Raw genomic sequence first — 24,086 nt, 5'->3', positions numbered from 1 at the left:
GGAGAGAGTCATGTCATTGTCGCTCGTGGACCTGTCCCGGAAGATGAAGGACATCGATTTCGCGATGCTTGCAACTCATGCCAAAGGCGGTGCCATTGGTTCGCGTCCGATGAGCAATAATCGCGAAGTCGATTATGACGGCACGGCGTGGTTCTTCACAGACGAAACCGCCTCCATGGTTTCGGACATGGAAGCCGATTCAGCTGTCAATCTTAGCTATCAGGGCAAATCCGGTCTGCTGGGCCACCGTCCTTTTTTCGTCGCGGTCGAAGGGCGAGCCGCCTTGATCAGAGACCGGACTCAGTTTGAAGCCCATTGGACGAAGGGGCTCGAACGGTGGTGGCCGCAGGGCATTCAAACTCCCGGTCTGGTTCTGATCCAGGTGATTGGCGAACGCGCCCATTATTGGGACGGCGAGAATGAAGGCGAAATCCTTCTTGAAGGCATTAAGTGATGTCGCCCAACGAAAAGCCTTCTGCACACCGGCTCGGAAAAGCCGGTGCTTTTGTTGTCGGCACTATCATCGCCATTTTCATCATCATATTTGTCGGCAGAAACCTGTGGCACGGAGAAGAGCTCGAGCAGGATCAAGCCGTTGGCAACAATGTTGCGACTGAGCATACCGGCCCCTCCTATAATCAGCGACCGTGAGGCACGCCACGCCTCAGACCGGAAGATCCGTCGCTCTTTAAACCATCATTTATTAGGTTTCGACGCCCAGAACAGATAGCATGGTGGAATGTTGCGCCATTCATATGCGGCGTGCACTGACGAAAATCGCTGCTCGAGAAGTGGGCGTACAGCCTTCCGCATTTGATAAGCCATGAAGAGCCCATCAGGGGACAAGAGCTGCACGCTGCGATCAATGATCTGCGTTGCGATTGCAGGCTCAAGTGTCGAAAATGGTAAGCCCGAAATTATGCAATCGGCCTGCGAAAGGCCGAGATCCGCCATATACTGCTGAGCATCTGTGGCCGATCCAGTGATGACGTGCAAACGCCTGTCCGGAATTGCCGAGGCCAAATGGTCGGTGAATGACGGGCTGGTGTCGATGGCAATCAGCCTGGCATGCGGTCGGAGGTGAGCGAGAATGGCGCTAGTGAACGCGCCGGTACCTGGCCCATATTCGAGCATCGTCGTTACCTGAGACCAATCAACGCCGTGCAGCATTCGGTCGATCAGCCAGTGCGATGCTGGAAATGAAGAGCCGACCGTGTTCGGGCTTTTGAGAAATTCGGCGGCGGCAATGAGCCGGGCCTTCAAATCGCTCGTTCCCCCCGAAGCCACGGAAGTGGGGTAAGAAGCGGCATTTTGCACGTCGGCCATATCTGCTCCTCGACTTATTCTCCGCTCTAAAATCCTCCCGACGCATTTGAAGTTTCGATTCCCGCCGCAAAAATCACGCTTAACCAAATCAATCTCTGACATGATTTCTCACGCTTTTGGGACAATTGCTGATGTCAGTCTCGACGGAGGCGCGATGAAAGAGGGCGACCGTCCTGCTTTCAAGCGGCCTCTTTCATGGATCGACGGAATTAATCTGGTCACCAGTCGTTCAAGCAAGCAACTATGGATCATCACGAGGCGATGGGCGGTTGACGGATGGGTTAGACGGGTTGCACCGATAATCTGCATCAAAGGCCAGGATCGGAACGGGGGCGCCAGGACAGCTGTTTCCCCTCTATGGCGAAACTCAAGGTCTTCCGTACGCCCGCCGGCTTCCACGACGCCTATGTAGCGGCGCCAAGTCAGAAAGCTGCACTGGCCGCGTGGGGATCCGACGCCGACCTCTTTGCGCGCGGGATTGCAGAAAAGGTCACCGACCCCAAGCTGATGGGTGAGCCGCTCGCGAAGCCCGGAGTCGTAATTAAGGTCAGCCGGGGCAGTGCGGCTGACCATTTCGAGGCTGCCGAGCCAAAGTCGCCACCACATCGCAGTCGCCCGAAAAGCAGACGAATATCTACGGAGAATGTGGCGAAAGCCGACGCGCCGCCCATCGCGCCGACGCCAAGGAAGAAGGTTCCGCGCCCCAGCCGCGCAAAACTCGATGCAGCCCAAATAGCGCTCGAACAAGCGGCTGCTAATCTCAAGCAGAGCCTGGCAGACATCGAAGCAAGGCGGCGTGCTCTCGACGCGGAGCGCCGCGCTTTGCAGGCGGAAGGCGATAAGCGTATGACGAAGCTGGAGACCGCCCGCGACAGAGCGCGCAAAAAGTATCAGGCCCGGCTGGAGAAATGGGCTAGACGCTGACTTATCAAGACTGGCGCTTTGCCGTAGGCCGCCTTCTGCCCTTTAATAGGGCTACGGCTTCGTGCCGAGGGCGGCTTTTGCATAGACTATCCAGCGGTAAGGACTGGACATTGACGATAGCTGGGGATTGCCCATCGTGATGGCTTATCCCTTGCGGGGATCGCCTCATAAACTAAAGCTCACTCATCGGCCAGACTCGACGGCTTTCAAGATCGCTTCGCAGAAGCTGACCAATTGGCCGGAATTTGAGTTTGGGCCTGGGATATGCATATGGGGGCGCCAAGTGCCGGTAACGTCGATTACACGTGGTCACCCGGCGAGTTGCTCATGCACTTGACCAATGTTGACTGACAAGGAACTTCTCCTCGCGAGCGGCGACGTCAACGCAGACGGGGCTTCTCTCGACATTGCTCCGTTCCTACGACGTATATGGTTCCCAGTACGGACGCTCCATAAGCCCTGTAGCAGCTCCAGGGACAAGCGCAGCTTTAGTCTTGACCATCGGCGCCCTGAGCGGATGAAGAACGCACGCCAGCGCTAGCTAAAAATGCCTCTTGAAACCGGTTTATTGCTTCCTAATTTTTCCTCGCCGGACGCCGAAACCTGGGTCCGGTGGACATTGAGAGCGCCGGCTCTCTCCGGCGCTTCTCATGCCCGAATTGCTCAATCAGGAGGATTTGGAAATGAGAACCACTGCTTTTGACTTTTCGCCGTATCGACGCTCAACCGTGGGTTTTGATCGGCTGTTCAACCTGCTCGAGGCAGGCGCGCGCGAAGACGATGGCTATCCACCCTTTGATATTCTGAGAGAAGGCGAAGACAGCTATCGCATCACGCTCGCTGTCGCAGGTTTCCGCCCCGAGGACATTGAAGTGGTGGCCCAGCAGAATCTGCTCACCGTGACCGGCAAGGGTGCCGAGGACAACGGCCAGGGCGAGTATCTGCACCGGGGCATCGCCACGCGTACGTTCGAGCGGCGCTTCCAGCTTGCCGATTTCGTGGAAGCTGGCGATGCCCGTTTCGAGAACGGCTTGCTGAGCATCACGCTCAGGCGCGTGGTGCCCGAGGCGATGAAACCGCGCCGAATTGAGATCGCTGGGGGCAAGGCCGCCCAGGATCAGATCGAAGCACCTAGGGATGAGGTCCGCGAAGCAGCCTGATCCCCGACCAAAGGGTTTGCCGGGCCGCATCCAGCGGCCCGGTAGGCCTACCCCTTCCAGCCACAAAAGGAGATGACTATCATGGCTTTTCGTGATCTCATTCCCTGGAGGCGGCAGGAAAACCGGCTCCCCGTCCCGGTCAGTGCCGAGGGCGGCCGAGACAGCGATACCCACCCGATGCTCTCGCTCCACCGCGAGGTGGACCGGCAGTTCGATGGCCTCTTCCGCGCCTTCGGCGTACCCGCATTGGCTGGATTGTACCGCGCGGCCGGCTGGCCGCATGTCGAGCTCGGCGAGACCGACAAGGAAATCCGCGCTACGGCCAAACTGCCGGGTCTCGACGAAAAGGACGTGGATATTACCGTTGAAGACGGTGCGCTCACGCTCCGGGGAGGGAGGCGGTCCAAAGTTGAAAACAAGGACTTTGGTTATCCCGAGCGCAGCGATAGCTGCTTTGAACGCCGTATCCGGCTGCCCGAGGACATCGACCGTGACAACGCTAACGCAGCTTTCAAGAACGGCGGCTTGACGGTCACTCTGCCCAAGATGGAGGCGGCAAACGAAAATGTCCGCCCAAATCCGGTCAATGGCAAGGCCGCCTGACGGCCTGGCTCAGAACTTCGGTTCCTGTCTTGCCAATTATAATTGTGGGGGCAGCCTCTGCCTTATCGGGTCCTACTGATCAAAGTCAGCAACTGAGCCGCATCAGCCGTCGATGATATCCTTGGCAAGTCCCGTCACTTTCCGACTACCGGACCATGTGGCTCGGCGTCATTGGACGGTAGGAAGCGCTGCGCGGCAATCTGCCGCGCATTCGCGGCACATGTCAGCGCAAAGTTTGCAATGCGCATGCTCATATCGACCGCATTGGGCCGCGCACAGATCACAAATGCGGGCGCAACTGTCTAGCATCACTCCGACAACTTCGATATTGAAGCCCGAGCGCCGCACGGCGATCCGGCCCATCGCTGTACAGACGTCCGCGCAATCAAGGCATGACCGGATGCACTGCGTCATCTCCATTTTCTCTGCCATGCAAGCGTCTGCGCATGAGGTACACATTTCAGCGCAGAACATCGCGTGGCGTGCCGCGGTGGCCAAAAGCGGATTAAAATCCTGCCCTACGTCTGGATGGAGCGATATCATCTTGTGGATGGACATCAGCCATTCGCCTGCTTGCGTCGGGTCTCCCAACCTTTTTTCGCTGCTTGCGATCGCTTCGCATGACTTTGATCTGATCCGCCAATGCGGCCGCCTTTTCTGGGTGAATCGTGGTTTTCTGCCTTGCCACGTCCTGATCCGGATTTCTTGCCGCCACCGGTTTCCTTGTTGACTGTTGCCCACGCACGGCGCTCGGCTTCCTCATGGCTTACGCCCCGATCTTCATAGCCTTCTTCGATGTGCTCCGCTTTGCGCTTTTGCTTGTCCGTATAGCTCGACTTGTCTCCACGTGGCATGTTGGCTCTCCTTCCATTTTGTTTTTCCCAACACGGCAACAGGGGTTCGTGTCCGGCTGTGATCGCAAGAAACTTTCCCACTTAAGTTAGGAAGAGCGAGAATTTGCTTTCTGATCAAATGCATGGCTCGAGACGCCTTCAATTGGCGATAGCTTTAAATTGATCCATGTAATGGAAGGCTGGGTGACCAGGAGTCATTCCATGGCGAGATGAGGAGAGACGACGATGCACCATCAGGACGATGCGGCCTACTTTCGCCGGCGTGAGATTCAGGAGCTTGCCACTGCCGAGAAAATTGCAAATCCTCTCGCCAAGCGGCTGCATTGGGAGATGGCGCAGCAATATGCGATGCGTGCGCGTTGGTCGGAGGACACGCCGGGTGCTCGGGGGGCATTATTACAAAAAGAATAGGAAACAATTGCTAACTGATTAGCCGATTAATTGGACGAGAGTTTCCTACCGTAATATTGAGACATGGATACCCATTTCGACGTCAATTTCGGGACACTCGATCATATCAGGGCTTTTGATCGCAGGATGGGTCGGTACGCACAGTAGCGTTATTGTTGACGACTATCTTGTCTTCAGGCAACGCCCATGTGTGTCAGAAATAGCCGCCAAAAAAATGAATAATACAAGAAAGCCAAATTCCCGCCATCGGCAGGATGCTCCATTGCCAATTGCGTGGGGACGGAGATATATCATCTAGCGAACATAGTTGAGAAGTTTTATTTGTGTTTAAAACCGTCAATTTGTAATATTTGTGGCGAAACGATCATTACGCCTGCTTTTATTGCTTTTCAGTATGTATTCCCAGTTGTGCCGGGAGGGTGATAATTTGTGAATTTTGATATGGTTTGGTGCCATAACTTTATTCACCACAGTACCATGCGCTTTGGTACCATGGCTTTTCCACAAAACCGCATCATCAGCGCCTCAGGGGCTTTTTCATCACGCTACCCGCGGATCCGATGAAGATGAGATGTCCCGCTTGGCCATCGCATCGATGACAGCTCGCAGGAAGGAAGAAGGGTTTTCGATCTCCTCCCTGGAGGCTGCCTCCCAATTGTCGATCAGTTCCTTGTCGGTCATGAGCCCGACATCGTCCTCATGCCTTTTTCTTACCGTGTGCGTCATGCTCCAATCCTTAGCCTTCGCCAGGCTGTCGGCCATCGTCCATGATAGCACCGCCATCCTGTTCCTCTTCGAGCAGGATGGCGGAATCGGCATTAGCCGAAAGGCGAACCTGATCGTCTTCCACCGCAGCAACCAGACCGGTCGAGATGAAGTGGTGATGGTCACCATGAGAACCGCTATCGGCCTTCACCATTTTGATCCTGTCACCTTCAAGCCGGTCCACGGTCCCGATGTGGACGCCATCCGCTCCGATCATTTCCATATGTTCAACAATAGCGGTCAGGTCTGCCATGATCGTCTCCTGCATTCTTTTGTGATGTCCAAAGCGTTCCTGCCGGAGGTGGTCAACCACCGCTGCGCGTTCGCTTAAACCCTCGGTAAGCAACCTGATAACGACGCGACTGTTCCGATAAAATCGGTTCAGCTCCCGCCCGCCTAACTTGTGTTGGTTGGATTCCCCCTCTCATTCTGTTCGAGCATCCAGATTGGGGGAGCCTTATGTACGACGTCCACCAAACGGCTCATCCTTCTAGCGCAGCTCAAGCACGCATTGGGCAAACATGCGCTGGAAGAGGAGAATGCAATTTACCCCGCTATGCGCCAGCATGGTCTTCTGGCGGAATCCTACACGCTCCATGCCGAGCATGGTTATGTGAAGCAATATCTTTATAAACTTACAGACCTTGTGAAGGATAACGACGCTTTCCAACTTAAATTGGCAAATTTTCGCCGCGACATCGAAACTCATATGCGCGACGAAGAGCATGATCTCTTTCCTCGGCTTAAGTTGGCCTTGGAAAAGGCAGATGGCGATTATCTTGCGCGTCGGATGAATCAGGAAGGGCTCAAGCTGGCCTGACCCGGGCGCAACCCCTCTCAATGGTGCAATACCTGCTATCCCTGCACAGGGAAGGGCAAAATTCGAGGACGTGGCGATGACGCAGTGGATTACCGAGCTTGTTGGACAGCTTGCTTATTGGGCGATCGCTGTTTTGATGATGCTGGAGAATATTTTCCCGCCGATACCGTCCGAGGCTATCATGCCGCTTGCGGAATATTCGGCGGCTGACGGCGAACTGAATATCATTTTCGTCATCCTCTCCGGCACGGTCGGCACAACCGCGGGCGCTTTCTTTGGGTGGTGGGTGGCCAAGCTCGAGGGGATCGCGACGCAAGCGACAAGACCCACGGCGCGAAGTAAGCGGGTGCATCAAGCGTCATGCAATTCAGCGGCTGCGCACAGAGGTCGAGCTGGGAGTAAGTGTCATCTGGCCGGAATAAGTTCAATGTAAACGGCGGCGATCGCGTGGAAAAGCGCGGAAAACGTGCGATCGGCCCTTTTCTCCGCATCCAATTTCTCAGTGAAGCAGATCGGTGATGCGCTGCTTCATGGCCTCCATCGAAAAAGGCTTGGTGAGGACGTGCATACCGGGATCAAGATGCCCGTGGCTCAATACCGCGTTTTCCGCATAACCGGTGATGAAGAGAATCTTGAGATCTGGCCTGTTCACACGGGCTGCATCTGCCACCTGCCTGCCGTTCATTCCACCAGGCAAGCCGACATCAGTGATAAGCAGGTCCACTCGTGTATCGCTCTCCAGAATTTTTAGCCCTGCCGCGCCGTCTATGGCTTCGAGCGCACCATAGCCAAGCCCTTCTAGAATCTCTACGACCAGCATCCGCACAGTGGGCTCGTCATCAATCACCAGAACGGTTTCGCCTTCGCGTGCTTGAGGCGCCAGCGCCGGCTCGGCTTCCGGTGTTGCGGGAGTGCCCGCTTCCCCCAGATGGCGTGGAAGATAGAGACATATCGTTGAGCCGCGACCGAGCTCCGAATAGATCCGGGTCTGCCCACCGGACTGACGTGTGAATCCATAGATCATAGAGAGGCCGAGCCCCGTCCCCATCCCTATGGGTTTGGTCGTAAAGAATGGATCAAATGCCTTGGAGATTGTCTCCTTGCTCATCCCTGTGCCGGTATCCGAAACACACAGGGAGACATATTGCCCTGGTTCCATGTCTCGCTCAACAGCAGTCCGGCGATCCAGCCATCGGTTTCCTGTCTCGATCGTTATCTTGCCGCCATCGGGCATTGCGTCTCGCGCATTGATACACAGATTGAGAAGAGCGTTTTCCAGCTGGCTCGGATCCACAAGGACTGGCCAAAGCCCTACCCCGTTGACCGCCTCCACCTCAATAGCCGGCCCCACAGTGCGCATGACGAGGTCGACCATGCCATTCACGAGGTCGACAACGCAGGTTGGTTTTGGAGCAAGAGTCTGACGACGGGAAAAAGCCAACAGCCTGTGTGTCAGCGCTGCCGCGCGCCGCGCAGCACCTTGCGCAGCGTGTACATAGCGGTCCACATCCTCATGCCGACCCTGCGCCCGACGAATCTGGATCATCTCAAGCCCACCAGTGATCCCGGTGAGCAGGTTGTTGAAGTCATGCGCCAGTCCACCGGTCAACTGCCCAACAGCCTCCATTTTCTGCGATTGGCGCAGCGCCTCTTCGGCGGCTATCAGGTCTCGCGTTCTCTCCTCGACCTGTTGCTCCAGAGAGGCCGCCAGCTCGCGAAGTTCGATTTCCGCCCGTCGCCGTTCGGTAGCAACTCGGGTTCGTTCCGCAACTTCACGGACGAAAGCGATCTCGTCGTCGAGCCAGTCGCGTGCGGTGGCATGATTGAGATAGAGCAATGCGACAAGGCCGCCCTGTTCAGTGAGCGGCATATTGACCACAGCCTGCGCGCTTATGGCCTTGAGCGCATCGGCTCCCTCCACCGACCGCGGATCAAGGTCGGCATCGGCAATAATGACGTCTTTCCCGCGCTTGAGATCCTCGATGTAGGATCCATAATCCCGAAACTGCAGCACCCCGGCCAAGGACGATATCCCTTCGGCATTCCAGTCGCGCTCGATCGTGATCGTCTCAAGAGCCGGATCAATGACGCCATAGCCCGCCCTGCTGACCTCCAGCGCCTCGCCCAATATCCGGGATGCAGCAAAGGAGATGTCTGCAGGGTCCTGCACGTCGCGCACGACATTGCTGAGTTCGACCAGCGCATTGCGCATCCGCTCGGCGCGCCTCAGCTCCGTAACGTCCGAAGATATGCCTGCAAGCCGAACAGGTTTGCCGTCGGCATTGAGAAACGGCTGACCGCGAGAGGTCAACCACCGGATTTCCCCCCCCGGCGTGACGATCCGGTAGGTCACATCGAAGTCCACACCCGTACGCCGTGTCAGGTCGATCGCATCGATGTTAGCCGCACGATCGGCGGGATGAATAGCCGCCAGGCGGTCATCATATGTAAACGGATTTTCCGTATCTACGCCAAACAGTGCCCGGCACGCCGGAGAGGAGGCGAGCTCTCCGGTCTCGAAATTGATACTCCATGTCCCGAACTTTCCGGCGCGAAGGGCGAAATCGAGCTCGCGCTCCTGCTCGTTCTGGCGTTGGAGCCGGCTGGTAATTTCGGCCATGAGGACGGCGTTCGAATTTTCGAGTCCCTCAAGACGTTCGCGCTCCAGCGTCACATCGACCTGGCTGGCGAAGAAATATGCGAGCTTTCCCGCCCCGTCGAATACGGGGGCAAGGAGGAGCCGGTTCCAGAATGGCTCCCCGCACTTGCGATAATTGCGAATGTCGATCTCGATCGGGCGCACCGCCTCCACCGCATCATGAATCGCCTGGACATCCGTCGGATCCGTTTCGGACCCCTGCAGAAATCGGCAGTTGCGACCCAGTATCTCGTCGCGCTCGTAACCCGTCAGCCGACAGAAGGAGTCATTCGCAAACACCACCGGATTATCGTGCAAACGTGGATTGGTTATGATCATCGGCATGCGCGTGGCGCGCACCGCAGCTACGAAGGGATCCGTCCCTGCGTCGAGGCCTAAAACTTCCGCTTCAATCCTTTGAGCATCGGCGGTGCCGTTTCCGCTCGTCACTGTTTCGCTCATTCCTATGCCGATCCCGCCTACGCTTTTCCCCTTTGTTAGAACCGAGGCACGTAGAGTGCGGTTCCATCTCCCTGGCACGGGAAAGCTGGAAGGCGTTACAGATCGAGGCGCGCTCGAAATCGCTGAAGGCAGCGACTTTGGCTTTTTTCCATCGAGATGGATTGGGGTGGAGTGGCCATTTTGGTCAAAGGCGCTGGCAGGCTGGTACGCTGGTCAATAGCTGGGTGGGCGTAGCGCCCCGAGAGGCTACCAAAGAAGGGGATGCGAAGAGCGCCAGCTGTCTGGGCCAGTGGGTTGAATCCGACATTTGGTGCCCGTGCATAATTTCGTCCAGATCGACCTTCCAGATGAAAGGGCGGGGGGCCTCGTTATTCTCCTTGATAAAGAGGTTGATGGCGGCCTGCAGATCGACGACGGAATGAAATATGCCGTCTTTTCGACCGCGACCTGTGAGCTTAGCGAAAAGCGGTCGATGGCATTGAGCCATGGGCACGTCGTCGAGACGAAATGGAAGGTACAACGCGGATGCCTGGTCCAATAGGCGCGACGATCGCCAAGCATATCTGTTCAGTTCGACGCTCCGGTTGCAGCCCAGTTCCCAGGGCAAAAATCTGCCGGTCGCCGCCGTGGGCGATCCCTCGCGTTCGGCCTGCCGGCGCTCAGTGCAGCATAGTTTGAAGCATGCGCTCAAGTTCGGTCGGAAGCAGCGGTTTAAGGATCAAAGGGGCAGTGGGATGTTTGCGCATTAACGCGAAGTCCGGAGCGCCTGAACAAAAGACATAGGGGATGCCGTACAGATCAAGATCACCTGCCAAAAGGCCGACGTCGCCATCTTTCAACCGAATATCCAGGACAGCAGCGGACGGCATATCTTCAGCCACGGCAGCGATACCGTCGGCGAGCGTTTGGTAAGGCCCGTCTACCGCATAGTTGGCGTCCTCCAATATGTTAGCGATGACGGCGGCGACGGCAGGGTCGTCCTCGACCAGCAGGATGCGGTTACTCATCTTTTAGGCCAATCCGAAATGAGCACGATATCGCTCGAAACAACGCTCCCCGCAGCGCAGGCGGATCAGCGCTCCTTCCGCCATGGCGGTTGCACGGCGGGGATCTTCCGCGACCAGTGGGTAGATTGCCTCATCATTCCATTCACGGCTGTGCTTGATATCGAGTACGGCATGGAGATCGAAATAGCGTCGTTCGGACCCAGACAGGCCGACGCGCTTCAACCCCCTGGCAGTATACGCGGACCGATCGGGCGCGGTAAGCTCGATCACTCCCAGGGCGCCGACGCTGTGCCAAGCATAGCAACGTAAAGAGGCCATGGCCGTCATGGCATTGGCGAGCGCCAGACTTTCCCAGGCAGTATTTTCGATACGCGTATCGAGGTCCAGAGTATCGACCAGCTGGCCCAGCATCGGCCCATGCATGCCCTTCGCGTTACCCCGGCCCATCTCGTCCCAGTAATTGCGCGCCAGTTCGAGCTTGGCGCGCGCCGGCAGCTTGACTTGCGTCATTGCGACCAGATCGTCGAAACCTGCTTCGCCCGCAGCTTCCTGCGACAGGAACCATCGAAGCTCATCTCGGTCCGCCTGTTCAGCGAGCCACGGGAAAAGACGATCATGCTGTCCAGGCCCACTCGCCTTGAGATTCTCGAACCAGGCGATGAAGCGATCAGGGTCCGTTGGCGCCTCGCGCGCCTCAACCATGACTTCCCGCCGCAACTCCTCAAGAAATCCCATCTCCAGACGAAGCATATGGCGATCATTGTCGAAGCGACTAGCTGACATGTCCTCTGGAAAAGTGGGCGATAGCCGTTCGCGATTCCAGCGGCTCAGCACCTCCTGAAATTCCTGTTGCAGAAATTGAGATCCGTCAGCCTTGAGCTGCGTAGCCACATCCAGTCCTTTCATATGATATGGCGGAATAATCCTGGAGGGCTGACTCTCGTTCCTGAAAATCATATTGATCAGGATCAATGAAACCAGGCGCAGTGCTAAGCCTGGTCAATCTAAAAATGTGAAACCGATTATTTCCACGGCTGCTTCGCAGATCGCCTCAGCGTCCGCTGCATCGTTCTTTCCGCGTTTGACGTACGGCTTCACATAATAAGCGGGCATCAGCTTGACATCATGACCCAGAGCGATGGGCTAACGCGCCCAGAAATGTGATGAGGCCCAGGCTTCGATTCCGATCAAGCAAGACGGCAATTTCGCGAAGAACTTCAGCAAACGATCGCGCGTCAATCGCTGGCGCAATACCGCTGCACCATTGGCATGCATCCACACCGTGCACCTGGAACATGTTCTTCGCCAGGTCTGAACCAATCGTCGTGACCGTTCCCATTGGAGCTCTCCTTCCGACTCATACGCAGGTCAGACTGCGGGAAAGTTGGAGAGCCGTCCACGTCATCATTATGAGACGCTCAGAGCCGGGATACGGGTCACCAGATGCAAACCTTCCGCTTTGTCGGCAAACTGGCGACCGATTTTCGTCGTTCTGCAAAGAGAGCCGCGCTAGCCGTATCTGCAAAACGCGGTCTTAACACCGGACTATAAGCACGGCGGCTCAGCTTGCCCGCGATCGTTTATGGCAACGACCATTTGGTCGGAAAGCCAAAGACCCAGCCACCGTCCAACAAGCATCATTCCTGCCTCTTCCCCGAGCGACAAAGCGACGTCGCGGCACAGTGCGCCGAATGTCATGCCACGACGCAATTTGAGCAGCGCCTGCAATTCGCCGTCGTCGATAGTCCGGATGCGGCACTGCTCGCCCTGACGCCACAAAATGACCATATCGGGCATATCCAGATATTGCGGCGCGGGTGGTTCTTTCCGATCAACCAGAGCCGACCATATGACAAAACCATTGGTTTGAAGGTGCATAAGTTCGATCGACGATGAAAACGTCAACACCGCGCGATCCCAGTCGACATTGCCCAAACCGTCCAGCCCAACGGCGGGACTATCGGCTGCGACGAACAGTTCTTCCAGTGCAAGCTCGATACCAGCGATTTCCGCTATCTCAGGATCGTCAGCGTGAAGCCGTGCAAGTGTCGTCGGAAAATCGCGTCCATATGCGTCCAATGTCCAACTGCTCGGCGGGACGCTGTCGATATGATGCACGGCGGCATGAAGAAACAAATCCTCACCGATCCACGCACGGGAGCGCGGAAAGCTGAGTTCCAGACAGGTGACAAGCTGGGTGCGGTAATTATTCTGATAGACGGCAAGGCCAGGCCCAGCCTCCGCACCGATGCGATCGGCAGCAGCCATGTCTTCCCGTAGCAGCCAGTCTCGCATGTCGCGCTGAAGCGCCAGCAGGCTCATGCCGCTTCCTCCATCTTCCCGGCGGAAATCCCGCGCGCGGTGGAAAGCTCCACCAGCAGGTCGGCCAGCGGCGGGATGGCATCGTCGCGTTCGATCATCGTCGCGACCGGCCCAAGTTTTGTCAGGACATGCGCATAGAGCTGCCACACGGACGGCGGCACCGCCTGGTCGTGCGTGTCGATCAGCAGGTGGTCGCCATGGCTGTGCCCGGCGAGATGAATCTGGCGCACGTGGTCATGCGGCACGCCGTCGAGGTAGGCGACAGGATCGAAGTCGTGATTGCTAGCGCTGACGAACACATTGTTGATATCGAGCAGCAGTCCGCAGCCGGTTCGCGCGCACAGGGCGTCGATGAACTGCCATTCGGTCATGTCTGCCGGAGCGAAATCAATATAGGTCGACGGGTTCTCTATCAGCATCGCACGGCCCAGCGCATCCTGCGCCTGGTCGATATTGGTGCAGACGATATCGAGCGCCTCCTCCGTGTAGGGCAATGGCAACAGATCGTGCGAGTTGAAGCCTTCGATCCGCGACCAGCTCAGGTGATCTGACACGAACAGCGGATCGACGTCATCCACCAGCGCGCGAAGCCGGGTGAGATAGGCCCGATCAAGACCGTCGGCCGAGCCGATGGACATGGATACGCCGTGCAGGGCGACGGGGTAGCGGGCGCGAACATCGCGCAGAATATGTCGCGGCCGACCGCCGTCGATCATGAAATTCTCCGAGATCACCTCAAGAAAATCGACCGCGATGCGATGGTCCAGGAGGTCGGCATAATGCTGTTTGCGCAGGCCAAGTCCGAAACCGGAGAAGGAGGGGATCATGGGTAAACTTCCTGCTGATAAAGGCTGCCCGGCGCGCCTGTGCACGCCGGGCATTGAAACGTCATTTCGGCTCGGTCAGGCTGCCCCCGGCGGCCTTGCACGCCTTGACGGTCATGGCCTTGAAACCATGCCCCTTGCAGACATTCTGCCCCTTGCATTCGTTGCTGGCGGTCTTGCAGTCCGACGTGCCCTTGCAGCTGTTGATGCCGTAGCAGTGAACGACTTTCGTATCCCCGCTGTCTTGCGCCACGGCCGGTGCCGCTGCTGCTGAAACGATCGCGATGGCGGCGGCCGAAGCAGCCATGCCGATACCGCTGTTATGGGTGAGCATGATGATTTCTCCGAAAGAATGTTGAGCCAATCTGGCCCCTGTCTTTCGGCCTGCAGCGGCCCCCGGTTACAGAGGCGCCAGAAATTTACCGAACCGATGGCAACATGCTGCGCAATGGCGCGGCTTCTGCTTCACCAGCGCAGCAGCCGCGGCCCGACCAGCATGCCGAGCAAGGTCGCGAGCAATATTCCCAGCGAATACCAGGTCAGGACGAAAATCGCCGACACTTCGGGGCAGTGGATACAGTAAACTGTTGCCGCGAAGGCCCCCGCTGACAGGCCAGCGGCCGCTCCGGCCGCGCGCAACCGGGTCGGGGCGAGCCTGCGGAAGGACCATAGCAAACCGGCGAAGATGGGGGCTGACAGCGACAGGACCAGCCAGGGGCAACTCTTCCAGCTATGGCCGAGCCACATTGCCAGCCATTGCGACGAGGGCGTGCGCGCCAGTTCGAGCAGGCCGACCGCCGCAAGAAGCAGGACGGGTATCGCAAGCGCCCACAATCCGCGCAATCGACCGCTGTTGGGGCGCGCGAGTTGGGCCGTCGTCACCAGTGCGGCGATCGACAGGGAGAAAGTATATCCCCATTTCATCCAGAAGGACGCACCCTGCATGGCCGTGCCCAGATCCGGGCGGATGCCGATCGAAGCCAGAATGAGAAGCGCTGATGCGATCCCGCCAACGATGATACCGATGGCCAGCCGCCGCGCGACGCTGTTTCGGGCCACCGGGCGAGTATCGCTGGCAAGATGCCGGATCAGATCGTCCGTGTTCATCGCATTGCCCCCTGCACCCGCACCATCAGCGCCTTCAGCCCGCGATGCACCGAAATCTTCACGTCGGATTCGCCTATGCCCTCCGCACTTGCCGCTTCGGCGACGCTCAATCCCTCCAGCCGGGTTGCGCGGATCATCCGCGCCTGCTTGGGCGGCAATTGCTCCAGCAGATCGTCTATGTCGAGCTTCGCCATGCTGCTTGCCTCGAATTCTTCGGAGACCAGCAAGTCTTCTAGATCGTCGATCGGCCGCAACCTGCCGACACGGCGGAAATGGTCGATCATCTTGTAACGAGCGACTGCATAGAGCCAGGCGGTGAAGGCACGGCCGCGATCATAGGTCGCGCGGCGGGTGTGAACGGCAATAAGGGTGTCCTGCACCATATCCTCGACATCGTCGTCGGCGCCGCGAACACGGCGCCGATAGAAACCCCGCAGCAGCGGAACAAGCAGGCGCAGCAATGCCGCATGGGCGGCGGGATCACCGTCCAGCCCATCAATCATCAATGCGCGCAGATGCTCCTCTGTGGTCTGCATTCAATCTCCTCGCCCACATGTTCGGGCCGAACCGGCCATCAGTTACAGCATCGACGAAAATTTCTGCGCCGTTCGATTGTAACCGCAGCTTGTTCTTCCCCGAACCCGCGTATGTGACACGGGCTTCCCGCCTCCTCCCCGATCACCGCGCGGCCCGGCCCTCTGTCCGGGCCGCGCGCAGAGGCGCTGGATCGTAGAGGACATCATTATGCGTACAACTCATGCGGCGCTCGCCGCCAGCATCGCCATCGCTTCGGCGACCACGCTCGCCGCTTCCGCCCATGCGGAGACGAAGCCCAAGATGGAGAAATGCTACGGCGTTTCGCTCGCCGGCAAGAATGACTGCGCGGCCGGTGCCGGCACCAGCTGCGCGGGCACGTCGAAGGTCGATTATCAAGGCAATGCCTGGAAACTGGTGAAGGCCGGCACCTGTACGTCGATCAAGACGCCCAAGGGCAACGGCGCGCTTTCCCCCAAGGCCTGACCATGGCGGCCGGGGCGCCATTCCGTCCCGGCCACACTTCCTGGAGACGAACGATGAGTCTGTCCCTGAAAATGCGCGATGTCTTCGTTCGGCGGATCGAGGCGCTGCTGCCTGATGCGCTGCTACTGCTGGTCGCCCGTTTGGGCATTGCCGCGATATTTTTCCTGTCGGGACGCACGAAGGTGAATGGCATCATCACTATCACCGACAGCACATATGAGCTGTTCCGCACCGAATATGCCCTGCCGATCGTCCCCCCCGACCTTGCTGCAACAGTGGCGACCTGGGCGGAGCATCTCTTCCCGATATTGCTGTTGCTAGGCCTGTTCACGCGGCTTTCGGCGCTCGCCCTGCTGGGCATGACCCTGGTTATCCAGACATTTGTCTATCCCGAAGCATGGCCGACCCATCTCAGCTGGGCCGCGATCCTGCTTCCCCTTGTCGCCCGTGGCGGCGGCATCTTCTCCATGGATGCGCTCATTTTTCCCCGATCAAGGATGTGAGACCTAGCTAGCGCCAGGAATTTTGCCTTGCCGCGACCGATATTTCCCCGCGCCGCGTTTACGGGAGGCCGGCTTCGCAGGGCGGACTGCGAACGCCAGATGATATGAAAAGCTGTCGTTGGGCCAAGCCAGTTGGGACGGCGGAATGATCCCACGGCCGGGTGGTCGGATGCATCACAACCGACCCTTTCCAGCCGCTCAGCGTCCAAATTTCGCTTCCCACGTGCAGACCGTACGCTAATCCGGCAAGTGTCGACCAGAATGCGTCGTTCGGCGATCGGCCTGAGAACGGCGGCTTCCGACAGAACCAGTCATTCCCTCAGCGCAAAGCGGTGTGGCAGCTACGCGCCCCAATATCAGTCGTTAACTGGACCCGGCGCGGTTCAAAACCTGCCCTTTGTCCACCTGCCTCGCAGCAGAACAAATAGCGACCAAATACGACTTTGTGCTAGATTGCTGCGATGACCACCGACGACCTTACTCCGCCCAACGACCTCGACCTCGATGATATGTTCGCTATGCTCGGCGCGTTTAGCGGTGGCGGATACGATGGGCTGGACGCGATGCTCGAAGCCCGGCCGGACATTGTTCGCCGGCTGCAGGCCTTGTCTCCCCAGTCCGCCACCGCGTTCGGTATTCTGCTGACGATCCCCGACCTGCAGGCCAGCTCGGCACGGATCGAGGCGATGATCCACCTTGCGGTCGCCCATGCCAATGGAGCGCAATCGCCGAGCGCCCGGCTTGCCGTCGAACTCTTCGACCATGTCGGAGTGGCCGCCGGACATCTCGAGGATCCGGCCGAGGACCTGATGGTCGAAACGGTGCGTAGTCCCTGGGGCAACTACCGTGTGATATCGGGGCTCTGGGAGGGCGCCGGCTTCTTCCTGCAGCGTTTCGTCGACGTCGTCGCACACATGCCGGACAGCGCGCCGTTCGACGGCGTCAGGCAATCGGCAATCGCTTTGCTCAAGCTGTCCGAAGAGGTTTGCGCGCGCTCCGAACTCGCGAGGCATATGCTGGGTGACGAGATGCCGGTCGATAGCGTCAGCAAAGAGCAACTCGCGCGATGGATGCGGAGCCGATCGCGGCTTTCGTTCACCAAGGCGGATCTGGCGCGACTCGCGATCGAACCTAAAAATCTCGCTCCATTCGTCTTGACACCGGCCGACAAGCCGACGCTCTTGTCGGAAGCGCTTGGCAACACCGTTCTCGAACGTCGTCCTCTGATCGCGGCAGGCGACGCTTATCACCTCGTCCTCCCGAACGCTGTCTCCGCTGCTGTCCGCTACCGAGTCATCGACGCGCTCATCGCATTGGGGCGCCGCCACGACCTCTGCCGTGCGATTAGTATGAGCTATGCGCAGCTTTTTTATGAGTGCAAACTGCTTGGCGGCGTTTCAGGCGCCGAACTCGATTTCCAGCCTGACGGCGATGCGCTGGTGGCGGAAACAATGGTCCAGTTTGATACGGGGCGGACCATCCACTTCCTGTTTTTCACCGACATGCTCGATGACATCGAGGAAACGGGCCTATCCGGTCTCAACCCGGCAGGTGTGAAGCTCGGAGACATGTTCGAAACGCGCATCGCAGCGCGGTATCGGCAGGCTGCGGCCCAGACTGATTATAAGGAAGGTATGACGCTCCTTGTCGGGTGCGGGATCGGACGCGCGGCGGCAATCGCCTTTGGTGGTGAGGATCACTCCGGATGGCGGGTCGAGAGCTGCTCCGCGCACGACCTTCTCACTATGAGCGTCCTCCACCGCTTCCGCGCCGCCAACCTTTGGCGGATCCTGGAAGCGAGAGACCGAATCCGTTCGCTTGGCTTGCGCTTGCCGAACGTCAACGGTCTGCTCAACCTTGTCTCGTGGTCGCGCTCGCTCGACGGTCACTTGGTGCCGCATGGCGACGTTCCCGATGCGCCGCCGGGTGGCGGGGCCATGTTGCTGATGGCGCAGAACGGCTTGCGCGAATTGCGGCAGGAGGCGGCGCTCGAAGCCGATTTCCGCGTTGGCAAGTTTGTTGACGGCACTTGGCTGCGGCTTCGGCGCGATGCACCATCAGTGTTCGACGACGATCGCGGTGCGCCGGTGTTCGGCAGCGAGGATCCCGGTCGGCACGGCAAACCGATGGTCGCTTATGTGTCTGACCAACGCGATTGGTGGGCTGACGTCGATAGTCCCGTGCAGTCAGGCGGCGAGGTAGCCTATGAGCGTTGGCGGATGGCGGGCGTCTGGTTGTCGAGATCGGCTCCGCTTTTCGAGGAAGCGCTTGACCTTCCCGCCGGCCCGATATTTTGGGACCTGATATTCGAAGGCGATCTGAGCGATCGCCGTCTCGTCAAGGACCGCCTCACCTACGAGGCGACGCGCGCTGCGGTTCGGGTCGAGATCGACCCGGACCGATCGACGATCGTGACTCGGGTCGGAAGCGACTTTGACAAGGGACTATTCCACGTCGAGAATATCGCCGAACGCGCATTGGTGGCGGCGTTCATCAACGGCGCCGCACGCCTCGGGGGCGAGACCGAACCTGATGCGGTCGAGCTCGCATTGCTCCCAAGGATCGTGACCGATCCAGAAGCGCGGCACAGCCATGCGTTCGCGCAACGCGGCTTTCGCGATCACGTCCGCGTGCCCGATGCGGGCTCCCAGCTCATCCGGATCACCCGCGAGGATGACGCCTACACGCGGCTCAACCTCGGATGGAACGTCCGGGATCGATCGGAAGGGGCAAAGATCCATGGGAAGGCCGACTGTACGGCATTCCTCAACGCGGTCGTCACGCATCTTCAGGATGACCTGCTGGCGGCGCTCCGGACGTTTGATCGTCGCCAGATGCTTGAACGCCTGTTGCGCAACCATGAATTGGCGATCGACGATCGCGACCGGTGGAACCGGACGTCTTCGGCGCTGCTCGCGCTCCACGGCCGCACGCCAGCGACACTCGCCCGTGTAATCAAGGCCGAGCAGAGCCTCAACGCCGTCTTTCAATCGACCCGCATCCTGGTCGAGATGGCGATCTGCGAGAGTCCCTTGGCCGGTGGCGCGCGTCCCGGCCGCCTGGACATTGCGCTGATGATGGCCAAGGCCACGCTCCTGTTCGAGGTCGGTGGCTGGTCAGACGCGGTCCGCTGGGACGTCATGAAACCAGAGATCCATGTCACCCCGCTCGGCGACATTCACGCTAACTTCGACTTCTTCGACGAGATCATCGCCCCTCACGCGAACGTAACCGGTGAGGAGCGGATCGAGCGATCGGTCTCCGGATACGCCAAGAACCTTGAGGAACGGCCGACGTCGGAGAGAATGGAAGGCGAACTTGAAGTCGGCTTCTCCGAAGCGTGGACCGAACAGATCGGAGCGACGATCGACGACGTCCGGCTATTCGTCGACGCCGTCGAGCAGCTGGGCATCGAAGAGAAGTCTCAGGTCATTCAGATACCGCGCAACCGCTTCAAATCGATGCGAGTCGGTGATGGCTCGATCGACGACGCCCGTGCCGGACGCATTCTCGACGTTTTGAGTCTTGCCGCGCGCGAAAATTGGCGCGACATACCTCCGGGGTTCGAGGAGCGGGACCGTCATCCGTGGCGCTTCAGGCGCCAGCTGTCGCTTCTCCGCCGCCCGATCCTCGACTGGGATCCCGCCGGCGACACGCTCCTAGTGGCCCCCGGCATGCTGCGCGACAGCCTGGCCTACATGTATTCGCTCTACGAAAGCGGAGACTTCCCGGTCAGCCAGCTGTCGCCGAAGATGGCGGCCTGGCGCGGGATCGCCAACGGTCGCCGCGGTACCGTGTTCGCAGAAGAAGTCGCCGAGGCCATGCGCGCCAACGGATGGTTCGCCGAGGTCGAGGTCAAGGTGACCAAGCTGCTCGGACGCGGCTTCGACAAGGACCACGGCGACGTCGACGTGCTGGCGTGGCGCGACGATGGACGAGTGCTCGCGATCGAGTGCAAAGACGTCCAGTTCCGCAAGACGCTAGGCGAGATGGCGGAGCAACTCGCTGACTTCCGCGGGGAGATTCGCCCGAGCGGTAAGCGCGACGAATTGCGCAAGCATTTGGATCGGATGGAGATCATCCGGGAGCACCTCCCTCGGGTCGCCAGCTATGTCAGGCGCCCAACCATTGATGCGATTGAAAGTCACCTCCTGTTTCGCAACCCAGTGCCGATGGAGTTCGCGCTCTCGCGAATGGCGGATCAGATCCAGGTCAGCAATTTCGGCGCGATCTCATCGATATAGGCTAAGCATGGGAGGGGTTAAGCGGCCTGGCCTTGGCGGTGGGTCGCCATCGTTAAGCCCGAGATTCTCATCCCCCGCTTTCACCTCGGCGGCCCAGCGCTCGGCATACGGTTCGGGAAGAACCGCGTCGTGCGGTGTCATGGTAAAGCTAATGCCGTTGCCCTCGCGGACGATATCAGACGCATTTGCTCCGACCCAGAATAACGCGAGGTTGCGATCGGCGGTGCACAGTTGGGTGTGCATCTCCGGAAAGAAGGCCAGGCAATAGAGCAGCAGGTCCAGCGCCTGGAGGTCTGACAGCGCATTATAGGCGTCGGCGTCGCTATAGGCGGTGTGAAACTTGAGCAGGCTTTTCGCCGCGCAGCGCGCGGGATTCACGATCGTGCTGAGCACGGCGAGGACGACAAGCGAGGCTTGCATGACGCCGAAATCCTTCGCCGCTTCGAGGGTCTCCTGCCACCGCCGATCAACATCCCGGCGCGCGACGGGCGCGGCGAGGATCGGCGCGACGTGGCGTAGGAATGCCTGCTTGCGCGCCATGCCTGGGCGAACATCCTCGATCACCCCCAGCAGGCCGTCGATCGACTCGGGCCCGACCATCAGCGTCGCCGCCGGCAACGCCTGGCGGAGTTTCGCCGCCGCTTCTTCGAGCTGGGCGCGCGCGATCTCCGGCGTCGGTAGCGCCCGCCCGTTGCCCTCCATCGCGAACAGCATCGGGTTGATGCGGACCGGGTCGTCCTCGAAGAGATCGAGGAAATCGGGGTCGCGGCCGACGCGCTTTCCCCCGTCGAAACGCCCGGCGATCTCGGTAATGATATTGCGATCGGGAAGGATGACCGCGGTCTCGCGCGTCGCCGCAAGCGCGGACGGCAGCCAGCCGCCGCGTACCAGACCGATCGCCCTCGCGGTGAATGGGCTGACCAAAGTCGCGGCGATATGCGCGTATTTGCTGGTGTCGATGCCTTCGACATCGGTCTCGACGATCCGCCCATTGTACATCTCGAGGGGGATCGTGATGCCGGCATGGAGCTTGGCTGCGGCAAGTTCCTCATAGGTCCGCGGCCGGATGTCGACATCGGTGAACGCGATCGTGCGCAGCGGACCGCCGCCGGGGCGTTCCTGTTCCTTGTAGACGAACATCCGGCCCCCAGGGCGGGGCGGCTGGACGGGAAGTTGGGCTGTCTCGGTCATAGCCCGCTGATAGACGCGTGCCGGCCTGCCACGAAGCAAAGCTTGGTCAACCGCCGTCAACCGGAAGCGCTTGGCCGCTGCGCGAAAACCCCGCACTATCCGGCGATGCCACGCCGCACCCGAAGGACCCGCAAGCCGGGCAAGGACGATCTGCGCAGCTTTCAGCGGTTCAGCGGCACGCTCCGCGATGGCGACCGGTCGATGCCGCTGCGCTTCAAGGCCCGGATCGGTGAAGACGGCGAGGTCGAGCTCGACATCCATGCGTTCCGCATCACCAAAGCCAATTGGTTCGTGCGGGAGCGATTTCAGGACCGGAACGACGTCGCCGAGTTTGTGTTGAAGGGCGTCACCGCCGATGGGCTGCGCTTCGAGAGCGATAGCCTGTCCTTCAACAGCCTTGGGTCGCGATTCAGCGGCGTACACAATCGGCATTGGTCGAAGCCACGCGGCGAATGCGGCAAGGTCCAGTATTTCCGGACGATTGATCCAGCCCGCGAGCGGCCCGTGCTCACGCTGCATTTGAAGGGCTTCGACTGCTTTCCGCCACTCTACGCAAGCTGCGCGCTCGGCAAGATCCAGGTCGCCGGCGAGACCAAGTTGAGCGAGGCCGATCGCCTGACCGGCTGGATCACGATCGAAGCGACAGAACCGCCAGCCGATATGAGCAGCTGGCGCGCGGATGCGGAGAAATTCGCCGAGCATCTGCGCCGCATCCTGTCGGTCGGAGCGTCGACCATGCTGCAGGCACCGATTCTCGAGTTCGTGGCCGGCGACAGCCACGAGATCGAGGTGCTTTCGCAAACCCGCCAGCACGCGCCGGTGATGCGCGTGTTCCACAAGCTCAACCTCCAGCCCGTGCTCGACGCCGCGATTGTCAGTTTCTTCGACCCGCCGGTCGAGGTGAAGAACCTGTTCTTCGCGATCGAGTGGTTTGCGATGGCGACCACCTATAACGAGGTGCGGCTCGTCAATGCGATGACCGCGCTCGAGAACCTCATCGACTCCAATCTCACCGAAGAGGAAGCGTTGATCGAACCCAGGAGGGAGTTCGAAAAGACGCGCAAGGTCTTGCGCAAGGTGATCCGGGCCTGCCTCGACCGATGGTCGGCTGATCGCGCCGAGGCCGCTCGCGAGGAGCTGGGCGAGAAGCTGCTCGACCTCAACCGGCGGCCGCTCAGGCGCAAACTCTATTTGCTGGCAGCGCGGTGGAAGGTGCCGCTCGACGGCATCAGCGACGCCCAGATCGCCCAGGCGATCAAGGCGCGCAACGCGATCGTCCATAGCGGGCATCATCCCACGGCAGAGGATGGCCCCGATCTATGGGATCATATGACGATCGTGCGCGAACTGGTGGTGCGCTTCCTGCTCACCGCGATCGGCTATCGTGGCCAGTATATTACGCATGTCGGCGGCTACCGGCTCGCGCATTTCCCGCCGGTTGACGGCGAGCTCGAAGCGCCAAGCGGCGCGCCGGTGGCACCCGGCGAGGACCCATAGGGAACGACGCGGGCGCCAGTCGTCGGCTTAGTCCGACCCTTCCTTGGGATGCCAGCTTCGCACACCGGTGAGCCTGCGCAGCGGCGGGCCGGCGATGAGCGCGAGGCCGTCGCGGAACAGGGCATAGTCATAGTCGCCGCGTGCAATCTCAGCGCGCTCCGATGCGACATGGCCATCGCGGCCGTCTCACTCGGTCCGTGAGATCAGAGGAGCAATCGTTGAACGTCGACATTGTTGCCAAAACCTGCCGTTCGCCACGGCGCCGGTAATCGGCAGAAATGTCCCAGATCCCGCCGATCTCGACCCAAATTTGCCGTTCGAGGGGCGATTTTTGAGCCCCAGGAGCAGACGGTCAGGTTTTCCGTTCCAACCGCGCGTCGAGCCGATCTCGGAATGCCAGCTTCCATC

27 protein-coding genes and 2 pseudogenes are annotated in these 24,086 nt (G+C 59.5%); 12 read left to right on the top strand and 17 right to left on the bottom strand.

Translation table 11 applies throughout. The features are described 5' to 3' along the window. The first annotated feature begins 10 nt into the window (after positions 1-10). Together ACUCV3_RS06510 and ACUCV3_RS06505 are read left to right on the top strand one after the other, a co-directional pair. Positions 11-454 carry a pyridoxamine 5'-phosphate oxidase family protein gene (locus ACUCV3_RS06510; RefSeq protein ID WP_448537703.1) on the top strand — a complete coding sequence of 148 codons (444 nt, stop codon included), beginning with the start codon at positions 11-13 and terminating at the stop codon, positions 452-454. Then, on the top strand, positions 454-651 hold the full coding sequence (locus ACUCV3_RS06505; RefSeq protein ID WP_004208783.1) for a hypothetical protein: 198 nt from the start codon (positions 454-456) through the stop codon (positions 649-651). Before ACUCV3_RS06510 ends, ACUCV3_RS06505 begins: the two co-directional genes overlap by 1 nt. A gap of 45 nt (positions 652-696) precedes the next feature. On the opposite strand, the gene ACUCV3_RS06500 is transcribed toward ACUCV3_RS06505, so the two are convergent. Then, on the bottom strand, positions 697-1,326 hold the full coding sequence (locus tag ACUCV3_RS06500) for a class I SAM-dependent methyltransferase (RefSeq protein WP_240626741.1): 630 nt from the start codon (positions 1,324-1,326) through the stop codon (positions 697-699). Positions 1,327-1,683: 357 nt separating this feature from the next. On the opposite strand from ACUCV3_RS06500, the gene ACUCV3_RS06495 reads away from it, so the two are divergent. The 3 genes from ACUCV3_RS06495 (at position 1,684) to ACUCV3_RS06485 (ending at position 4,013) form a co-directional block, all read left to right on the top strand. Then, positions 1,684-2,250 (top strand): hypothetical protein, encoded by a 567-nt coding sequence (locus tag ACUCV3_RS06495; RefSeq protein ID WP_122928373.1) that lies wholly within the window; start codon positions 1,684-1,686, stop codon positions 2,248-2,250. A 683-nt stretch (positions 2,251-2,933) separates the two neighbouring features. Further along, the gene (locus ACUCV3_RS06490) at positions 2,934-3,410 is read left to right on the top strand and encodes an Hsp20 family protein (protein ID WP_063141738.1); all 477 of its coding nucleotides are present in this window, start codon (positions 2,934-2,936) and stop codon (positions 3,408-3,410) included. 81 nt (positions 3,411-3,491) lie between these two features. Beyond that, positions 3,492-4,013 (top strand): Hsp20/alpha crystallin family protein, encoded by a 522-nt coding sequence (locus ACUCV3_RS06485; RefSeq protein WP_482240441.1) that lies wholly within the window; start codon positions 3,492-3,494, stop codon positions 4,011-4,013. A gap of 168 nt (positions 4,014-4,181) precedes the next feature. On the opposite strand, the gene ACUCV3_RS06480 is transcribed toward ACUCV3_RS06485, so the two are convergent. Beyond that, positions 4,182-4,556, bottom strand: a complete 375-nt coding sequence (locus tag ACUCV3_RS06480) for a four-helix bundle copper-binding protein (RefSeq protein WP_482240526.1) — start codon at positions 4,554-4,556, stop codon at positions 4,182-4,184. Positions 4,557-4,570: 14 nt separating this feature from the next. Further along, positions 4,571-4,867, bottom strand: coding sequence for a plasmid stabilization protein (locus ACUCV3_RS06475; RefSeq protein WP_107917549.1), 297 nt, complete (start codon positions 4,865-4,867; stop codon positions 4,571-4,573). A 225-nt stretch (positions 4,868-5,092) separates the two neighbouring features. Between ACUCV3_RS06475 and ACUCV3_RS06470 the strand changes: the two genes are divergently transcribed. Next, entirely contained in the window at positions 5,093-5,278 is a 186-nt protein-coding gene (locus ACUCV3_RS06470) for a hypothetical protein (protein ID WP_048938969.1), read from the top strand. 540 nt (positions 5,279-5,818) lie between these two features. Here ACUCV3_RS06470 and ACUCV3_RS06465 read toward each other — a convergent pair. Both ACUCV3_RS06465 and ACUCV3_RS06460 read right to left on the bottom strand, forming a co-directional pair. Next, the gene (locus tag ACUCV3_RS06465; protein WP_037490583.1) at positions 5,819-6,004 is read right to left on the bottom strand and encodes a hypothetical protein; all 186 of its coding nucleotides are present in this window, start codon (positions 6,002-6,004) and stop codon (positions 5,819-5,821) included. A 10-nt stretch (positions 6,005-6,014) separates the two neighbouring features. Further along, positions 6,015-6,296, bottom strand: a complete 282-nt coding sequence (locus tag ACUCV3_RS06460) for a DUF2171 domain-containing protein (RefSeq protein WP_080993687.1) — start codon at positions 6,294-6,296, stop codon at positions 6,015-6,017. 150 nt (positions 6,297-6,446) lie between these two features. On the opposite strand from ACUCV3_RS06460, the gene ACUCV3_RS06455 reads away from it, so the two are divergent. Further along, the gene (locus ACUCV3_RS06455) at positions 6,447-6,863 is read left to right on the top strand and encodes a hemerythrin domain-containing protein (protein ID WP_080993684.1); all 417 of its coding nucleotides are present in this window, start codon (positions 6,447-6,449) and stop codon (positions 6,861-6,863) included. A 76-nt stretch (positions 6,864-6,939) separates the two neighbouring features. Beyond that, positions 6,940-7,296: a DedA family protein gene (locus tag ACUCV3_RS06450; protein ID WP_199909694.1), complete on the top strand. Its 357-nt coding sequence runs from the start codon at positions 6,940-6,942 to the stop codon at positions 7,294-7,296. A gap of 66 nt (positions 7,297-7,362) precedes the next feature. Here the strand turns inward: ACUCV3_RS06450 and ACUCV3_RS06445 are convergent, their stop codons facing one another. From ACUCV3_RS06445 to ACUCV3_RS06400, 10 genes and pseudogenes are all read right to left on the bottom strand, one after another. After that, on the bottom strand, positions 7,363-9,963 hold the full coding sequence (locus ACUCV3_RS06445) for a GAF domain-containing hybrid sensor histidine kinase/response regulator (protein WP_048938966.1): 2,601 nt from the start codon (positions 9,961-9,963) through the stop codon (positions 7,363-7,365). Between the two features lie 295 nt (positions 9,964-10,258). Beyond that, a pseudogene (locus ACUCV3_RS06440) lies at positions 10,259-10,509 on the bottom strand (IS630 family transposase); the annotation flags it as partial. 113 nt (positions 10,510-10,622) lie between these two features. Then, positions 10,623-10,970: a response regulator gene (locus ACUCV3_RS06435; RefSeq protein ID WP_004208794.1), complete on the bottom strand. Its 348-nt coding sequence runs from the start codon at positions 10,968-10,970 to the stop codon at positions 10,623-10,625. 3 nt (positions 10,971-10,973) lie between these two features. After that, on the bottom strand, positions 10,974-11,876 hold the full coding sequence (locus tag ACUCV3_RS06430) for an iron-containing redox enzyme family protein (RefSeq protein WP_048938974.1): 903 nt from the start codon (positions 11,874-11,876) through the stop codon (positions 10,974-10,976). A 129-nt stretch (positions 11,877-12,005) separates the two neighbouring features. After that, a pseudogene (locus ACUCV3_RS06425) lies at positions 12,006-12,309 on the bottom strand (IS110 family transposase); the annotation flags it as partial. A gap of 206 nt (positions 12,310-12,515) precedes the next feature. After that, entirely contained in the window at positions 12,516-13,292 is a 777-nt protein-coding gene (locus ACUCV3_RS06420) for an HvfC/BufC N-terminal domain-containing protein (protein WP_048938964.1), read from the bottom strand. Next, positions 13,289-14,119: an MNIO family bufferin maturase gene (bufB, locus tag ACUCV3_RS06415; protein WP_048938963.1), complete on the bottom strand. Its 831-nt coding sequence runs from the start codon at positions 14,117-14,119 to the stop codon at positions 13,289-13,291. The genes ACUCV3_RS06420 and bufB overlap by 4 nt, the downstream gene beginning before the upstream one ends. 61 nt (positions 14,120-14,180) lie before the next feature. After that, positions 14,181-14,450: a BufA2 family periplasmic bufferin-type metallophore gene (bufA2, locus tag ACUCV3_RS06410; RefSeq protein ID WP_004208798.1), complete on the bottom strand. Its 270-nt coding sequence runs from the start codon at positions 14,448-14,450 to the stop codon at positions 14,181-14,183. Positions 14,451-14,581: 131 nt separating this feature from the next. After that, positions 14,582-15,223, bottom strand: coding sequence for a DUF1109 domain-containing protein (locus ACUCV3_RS06405; protein WP_048938962.1), 642 nt, complete (start codon positions 15,221-15,223; stop codon positions 14,582-14,584). Then, positions 15,220-15,759: a sigma-70 family RNA polymerase sigma factor gene (locus ACUCV3_RS06400; protein WP_048938961.1), complete on the bottom strand. Its 540-nt coding sequence runs from the start codon at positions 15,757-15,759 to the stop codon at positions 15,220-15,222. The genes ACUCV3_RS06405 and ACUCV3_RS06400 overlap by 4 nt, the downstream gene beginning before the upstream one ends. 208 nt (positions 15,760-15,967) lie before the next feature. Here ACUCV3_RS06400 and ACUCV3_RS06395 point away from each other — a divergent pair, with 208 nt between their 5' ends. The 3 genes from ACUCV3_RS06395 (at position 15,968) to ACUCV3_RS06385 (ending at position 20,990) form a co-directional block, all read left to right on the top strand. Beyond that, entirely contained in the window at positions 15,968-16,243 is a 276-nt protein-coding gene (locus ACUCV3_RS06395; RefSeq protein ID WP_048938960.1) for a BufA1 family periplasmic bufferin-type metallophore, read from the top strand. Between the two features lie 53 nt (positions 16,244-16,296). After that, on the top strand, positions 16,297-16,746 hold the full coding sequence (locus ACUCV3_RS06390; RefSeq protein ID WP_048938959.1) for a DoxX family protein: 450 nt from the start codon (positions 16,297-16,299) through the stop codon (positions 16,744-16,746). A gap of 461 nt (positions 16,747-17,207) precedes the next feature. Further along, on the top strand, positions 17,208-20,990 hold the full coding sequence (locus tag ACUCV3_RS06385; RefSeq protein WP_482240440.1) for a hypothetical protein: 3,783 nt from the start codon (positions 17,208-17,210) through the stop codon (positions 20,988-20,990). Here ACUCV3_RS06385 and ACUCV3_RS06380 read toward each other — a convergent pair. Then, a complete protein-coding gene (locus ACUCV3_RS06380; protein ID WP_482240439.1) occupies positions 20,979-22,442 on the bottom strand; it encodes a hypothetical protein in 1,464 nt (487 codons plus the stop codon). The genes ACUCV3_RS06385 and ACUCV3_RS06380 overlap by 12 nt on opposite strands. On the opposite strand from ACUCV3_RS06380, the gene ACUCV3_RS06375 reads away from it, so the two are divergent. After that, positions 22,383-23,678, top strand: coding sequence for a hypothetical protein (locus ACUCV3_RS06375; protein ID WP_482240438.1), 1,296 nt, complete (start codon positions 22,383-22,385; stop codon positions 23,676-23,678). The two genes, ACUCV3_RS06380 and ACUCV3_RS06375, sit on opposite strands and share 60 nt — an antisense overlap. Positions 23,679-23,864: 186 nt before the next feature. Here the strand turns inward: ACUCV3_RS06375 and ACUCV3_RS06370 are convergent. Then, on the bottom strand, positions 23,865-24,086 hold a 222-nt coding region (locus ACUCV3_RS06370), incomplete at its 5' end, for a hypothetical protein (RefSeq protein WP_482240437.1).

The sequence above is a fragment of the Sphingobium sp. VMM genome, assembly GCF_056790315.1.
This window is presented reverse-complemented; position numbering and strand designations above follow the sequence as displayed.

Bases quoted from the DNA above. Each gene is read 5' to 3' on its own strand.
- ACUCV3_RS06510 (WP_448537703.1), top strand. From the start codon at position 11: ATGTCATTGTCGCTCGTGGACCTGTCCCGGAAGATGAAGGACATCGAT.
- ACUCV3_RS06505 (WP_004208783.1), top strand. From the start codon at position 454: ATGTCGCCCAACGAAAAGCCTTCTGCACACCGGCTCGGAAAAGCCGGT.
- ACUCV3_RS06500 (WP_240626741.1), bottom strand. From the start codon at position 1,326: ATGGCCGACGTGCAAAATGCCGCTTCTTACCCCACTTCCGTGGCTTCG.
- ACUCV3_RS06495 (WP_122928373.1), top strand. From the start codon at position 1,684: ATGGCGAAACTCAAGGTCTTCCGTACGCCCGCCGGCTTCCACGACGCC.
- ACUCV3_RS06490 (WP_063141738.1), top strand. From the start codon at position 2,934: ATGAGAACCACTGCTTTTGACTTTTCGCCGTATCGACGCTCAACCGTG.
- ACUCV3_RS06485 (WP_482240441.1), top strand. From the start codon at position 3,492: ATGGCTTTTCGTGATCTCATTCCCTGGAGGCGGCAGGAAAACCGGCTC.
- ACUCV3_RS06480 (WP_482240526.1), bottom strand. From the start codon at position 4,556: ATGATATCGCTCCATCCAGACGTAGGGCAGGATTTTAATCCGCTTTTG.
- ACUCV3_RS06475 (WP_107917549.1), bottom strand. From the start codon at position 4,867: ATGCCACGTGGAGACAAGTCGAGCTATACGGACAAGCAAAAGCGCAAA.
- ACUCV3_RS06470 (WP_048938969.1), top strand. From the start codon at position 5,093: ATGCACCATCAGGACGATGCGGCCTACTTTCGCCGGCGTGAGATTCAG.
- ACUCV3_RS06465 (WP_037490583.1), bottom strand. From the start codon at position 6,004: ATGACGCACACGGTAAGAAAAAGGCATGAGGACGATGTCGGGCTCATG.
- ACUCV3_RS06460 (WP_080993687.1), bottom strand. From the start codon at position 6,296: ATGGCAGACCTGACCGCTATTGTTGAACATATGGAAATGATCGGAGCG.
- ACUCV3_RS06450 (WP_199909694.1), top strand. From the start codon at position 6,940: ATGACGCAGTGGATTACCGAGCTTGTTGGACAGCTTGCTTATTGGGCG.
- ACUCV3_RS06445 (WP_048938966.1), bottom strand. From the start codon at position 9,963: ATGAGCGAAACAGTGACGAGCGGAAACGGCACCGCCGATGCTCAAAGG.
- ACUCV3_RS06435 (WP_004208794.1), bottom strand. From the start codon at position 10,970: ATGAGTAACCGCATCCTGCTGGTCGAGGACGACCCTGCCGTCGCCGCC.
- ACUCV3_RS06430 (WP_048938974.1), bottom strand. From the start codon at position 11,876: ATGAAAGGACTGGATGTGGCTACGCAGCTCAAGGCTGACGGATCTCAA.
- ACUCV3_RS06420 (WP_048938964.1), bottom strand. From the start codon at position 13,292: ATGAGCCTGCTGGCGCTTCAGCGCGACATGCGAGACTGGCTGCTACGG.
- bufB (WP_048938963.1), bottom strand. From the start codon at position 14,119: ATGATCCCCTCCTTCTCCGGTTTCGGACTTGGCCTGCGCAAACAGCAT.
- bufA2 (WP_004208798.1), bottom strand. From the start codon at position 14,450: ATGCTCACCCATAACAGCGGTATCGGCATGGCTGCTTCGGCCGCCGCC.
- ACUCV3_RS06405 (WP_048938962.1), bottom strand. From the start codon at position 15,223: ATGAACACGGACGATCTGATCCGGCATCTTGCCAGCGATACTCGCCCG.
- ACUCV3_RS06400 (WP_048938961.1), bottom strand. From the start codon at position 15,759: ATGCAGACCACAGAGGAGCATCTGCGCGCATTGATGATTGATGGGCTG.
- ACUCV3_RS06395 (WP_048938960.1), top strand. From the start codon at position 15,968: ATGCGTACAACTCATGCGGCGCTCGCCGCCAGCATCGCCATCGCTTCG.
- ACUCV3_RS06390 (WP_048938959.1), top strand. From the start codon at position 16,297: ATGAGTCTGTCCCTGAAAATGCGCGATGTCTTCGTTCGGCGGATCGAG.
- ACUCV3_RS06385 (WP_482240440.1), top strand. From the start codon at position 17,208: ATGACCACCGACGACCTTACTCCGCCCAACGACCTCGACCTCGATGAT.
- ACUCV3_RS06375 (WP_482240438.1), top strand. From the start codon at position 22,383: ATGCCGCTGCGCTTCAAGGCCCGGATCGGTGAAGACGGCGAGGTCGAG.
- ACUCV3_RS06380 (WP_482240439.1), bottom strand. From the start codon at position 22,442: ATGGATGTCGAGCTCGACCTCGCCGTCTTCACCGATCCGGGCCTTGAA.